5 protein-coding genes are annotated in these 2,833 nt (G+C 68.4%); all 5 read left to right on the forward strand.

Annotated features, from left to right (window positions below):
• A partial coding sequence (locus tag VF167_19390) for a hypothetical protein (protein HEX6927597.1) occupies positions 1–286 on the forward strand: 286 nt, incomplete at its 5' end.
• Between the two features lie 2 nt (positions 287–288).
• Entirely contained in the window at positions 289–915 is a 627-nt protein-coding gene (locus VF167_19395) for a ParB N-terminal domain-containing protein (GenBank protein ID HEX6927598.1), read from the forward strand.
• On the forward strand, positions 899–1,729 hold the full coding sequence (locus VF167_19400; protein ID HEX6927599.1) for a hypothetical protein: 831 nt from the start codon (positions 899–901) through the stop codon (positions 1,727–1,729). The genes VF167_19395 and VF167_19400 overlap by 17 nt, the downstream gene beginning before the upstream one ends.
• A 2-nt stretch (positions 1,730–1,731) precedes the next feature.
• Positions 1,732–2,133, forward strand: a complete 402-nt coding sequence (locus VF167_19405) for a hypothetical protein (protein HEX6927600.1) — start codon at positions 1,732–1,734, stop codon at positions 2,131–2,133.
• Positions 2,117–2,833: PBSX family phage terminase large subunit (locus tag VF167_19410; GenBank protein ID HEX6927601.1), on the forward strand; the 717-nt coding region annotated here is incomplete at its 3' end. The genes VF167_19405 and VF167_19410, both read left to right, overlap by 17 nt.

Here is a 2,833-nt window from a genome sequence, read left to right on the forward strand (position 1 = left end):
CGCTGACACCAACGACGCGCTCCGACGGGGCTGCACCACCGACCACCGCCACAGGCCGGAGACAGCCCCGTTGTCTACGCCGCTCACCTGTCAGGCGCCGCATCCCGTCGCACGGGTCCAGTACCGGCCGCACCGCGCGCACTGCGGGACCGCGGCCGGGGTATGGACACCCACAGGGCGCGTCATCCACGGCCAGGCTGGCCGGGAGGCAGAGCCCGAGCCCGGGACGATCCTGGCCTGGTGCCACCGGTGCAAGGCGGCGAGTGAGTACAGGAGGGTGGGGTGAGTATGCGGATCGAGCGCATCCCGATCGAGCGAATTAAGGCGGCGCCCTACAACCCGCGCAAGGACCTGCAGCCGGGCGACCCGGAGTACGAGCGTCTGAAGCGCAGCATCGACCGATGGGACCTGGTCGAGCCCCTGGTTTGGAACCGCCGCACAGGCAACCTCGTGGGCGGCCACCAGCGGCTCAAGATCCTCCGAGCGCGCGGCGACACCGAGGCCGACGTCAGCGTGGTCGACCTGGACCCGCAGGACGAGGCCGCGCTCAATGTCGCGCTGAACAAGATCGGCGGCGAGTGGGACCTGCCAAAGCTGGCCGATCTGTTGTCCGAACTGGACGCCCAGGGCTTCGACGCCACGCTCACGGGGTTCGACGCGGAGGAGCTGGAGGAGCTGCTGACGTGGGCGCCGGATGTGGTGCCCGAGGATGAAGCGTTTGGCGCGCTACCGGACGGGGACAAACCGCCGTTCGAGCAAATGACGTTCACGTTGCACCGTGACCAGGCAGACCTCGTGCGCGAAGCCCTTGATGCGGCGAAGGCCGCCGGGCCATTCGGGGACACAGGAAACGAGAATAGCAACGGGAACGCGTTGGCCCGGCTCGCAGAGGTGGCCCTTGGCGCGCTCCGCTAAAGACATCCGCATCGCACCCATCGCGGCGAAGGACGCCCGGCGAATTGTCACTCGGCTGCACTACAGCGGCAAGGTGGTGAATAACAGCCAGTTACACCTGGGCGTGTTCCTGGACGGCCAGTGCAAGGGCGCGCTGTCGTTCGGCCCGCCCCTGGACAAGCGCAAGGTCCTGGGGTTGGTCGAGGGTACCGGGTGGAACGAAATGCTGGAACTGAACCGCATGGCCCTTGCCGACGACCTGCCGCGCAATGGCGAGTCCCGTGCGTTGGCGGTGTCCATGCGACTACTCCGCAAGCACGCCCCGCACATCAAGTGGGTCCTGTCCTTCGCGGACGGGACGCAGTGTGGTGACGGGACGATCTACCGGGCGGCGGGGTTCGTGCTGACGGGGATCAAGAAGAACACGCAGATATGGGAAGCGCCGACTGGTGCGAAATTCTCGCGCACCAGCCTCACGGACGGTCGAAGCAGGGGGGAGCAGGCCCGTGCGACCCGCATTGCGCGGACTTCGTATGAGAAGTCCGCGCACATCTTGGACACAGGCGGCGCGAGCATGAAGAAATACCGGGAGGCCGGCTTCCGTCCACTTCCCGGCTACCAGTTCCGCTACATCTACTTCATCGACCGAACGTACCGGGATCGGCTGACGGTGCCTGTGATCCCGTTCGACAAGATACCGCCGGAGGCCCGCATGTATCGTGGCCAACGGCTACACGACAGCGCGTCGGAGGGCGAAGAGTCGAGCCGCCCCGCCACCAGCGGGGAGGAAGGCGGTGCAAGTCCGACCCCGGCGCTCCAACATAACGAGGCGTGACGATGGGCCGCCCGACGAAGCTGACCACCGAGGTCCAGGACCGCATCATCCAGGCGCTCAAGGCGGGCAACTACGTCGAGACCGCCGCCGAGTACGCTGGGATCGGGACAACCACGTTCTACCGCTGGATGGAGCAGGGCGAGCAGGCGTCGCAGGGCATCTACCGGGAGTTCCGGGACGCCGTAATGCGCGCACGCGCGGAGGCCGAGGCGCGCAACGTCGCGATCATCCAGAAGGCGGCGCCCGACGACTGGCGTGCGGCGGCGTGGTTCCTGGAGCGCAGCTTCCCGGATCGCTGGGGCCGGCGCGACAAGCTCGAGCACGAGCACTCCGGCCCCGGCGGCGGCCCGATCCCCACCGAGATCCGCGTCACGCTGGTGCGCCCCTATGGCGACGACGGTTGACGTCGAGATCCCCGAGGCGTTCGCCTTCCTCTTCGACCCGCCGCTCGGTGTGGTCCGGTACCGCGTCAGCTACGGCGGCCGGGGCAGCGCCAAGTCCTGGCAGTTCGCGCGGGCGCTGCTCATCCACGGCGCCCGCCGTCCGCTCCGGATCCTCTGCGCCCGCGAGTTCCAGACCTCGATCAAGGACTCGGTCCACCGTCTGCTCGCCGACCAGATCGACCGGCTCGGGCTCGGTGCGTTCTACGAGGTCCAGCAGTCGGCGATCCTGGGCGCGAACGGCACGGAGTTCTTGTTCAAGGGGCTCCGCCGCAACATCCAGGAGATCAAGAGCACCGAGGGGATCGACGTCTGCTGGGTCGAGGAGGCAGAGGCGGTCAGCGACGAGTCCTGGCGCGTGTTGATCCCGACGGTCCGCAAGGAGGGCTCGGAGATCTGGGTGTCGTTCAACCCCGCACTCGAGACCGACCCGACGTACCAGCGGTTCGTCGTCCAGCCCCCGGCGCGCGCCATCGTGCGCCGGGTCGGCTACGCCGACAACCCGTGGCTGCCCCAGGTGCTGCGCGACGAGGCCGAGGAGCTGCGCCACCGCGACCCGGAAGCCTACGCCCACGTCTGGGGCGGCGAGCCCTGGCGCAGGTCGGACGCCGAGGTGCTCGCCGGGAAGTGGATCGTCGAGGAGTTCGAGCCCGAGCCGCACTGG

The sequence above is a fragment of the Longimicrobiaceae bacterium genome, from assembly GCA_036375715.1.
Lineage (GTDB): Bacteria > Gemmatimonadota > Gemmatimonadetes > Longimicrobiales > Longimicrobiaceae > DASVBS01.

What these genes read in the sequence shown, in the direction of transcription:
- VF167_19405 (HEX6927600.1), top strand. Translation starts at nt 1,732, where the DNA reads ATGGGCCGCCCGACGAAGCTGACCACCGAGGTCCAGGACCGCATCATC.
- VF167_19395 (HEX6927598.1), top strand. Translation starts at nt 289, where the DNA reads ATGCGGATCGAGCGCATCCCGATCGAGCGAATTAAGGCGGCGCCCTAC.